The organism is Paenibacillus sp. 598K (assembly GCF_003851045.1).
Lineage (GTDB): Bacteria > Bacillota > Bacilli > Paenibacillales > Paenibacillaceae > Paenibacillus_D.
The window spans coordinates 11,581-11,987 of the sequence record NZ_BFBX01000044.1 but is presented as its reverse complement, the minus strand read 5'-3'; the positions used below and the strand labels follow the sequence as shown (position 1 = coordinate 11,987).

The following is a 407-nucleotide window of genomic DNA, read 5'->3' as shown; positions in this document are numbered from 1 at the left end:
CTCGGCCGTCTCCAGCAGGATCGACAGATAGGCGGGCACCGCCTGCAGCACCGTGATCTCGCTCTCGACGAGCCGCGCGAGCAGCGCCTCCGGTTGCATGATCAGCTCGTTCGGGAAAATATGCGTCTCCCCGCCTGCCGCCAGCGCCGTCACGAACTGCCACACCGAGATGTCAAAGCATTGCGAAGCGTTCTGAACGATCCGGCTCGTCTCGTCGATCGCCAGCTCCTCGATCATCGCCAGCATATGGTTGAGCATGCCGAGATGCTCCAGCATCGCCCCCTTGGGCTTGCCGGTGGAGCCCGAGGTGTAGATGACGTAGCTGAGATCGCTTAGCTCGCGCGTCAGCTCGGGGGTCTCTGCCGGATAGCCGTCGCTCGCGCCGTCATCGAGCCGCAGCGCCTCGC

The 407-nt window shown here is 64.6% G+C and carries 1 protein-coding gene; it reads right to left on the bottom strand.

Going from position 1 to position 407, the window contains the following annotated elements; genetic code table 11:
• The coding region (locus tag PA598K_RS14755; protein ID WP_185601982.1) for an AMP-binding protein at positions 1-407 on the bottom strand (407 nt) is incomplete at both ends.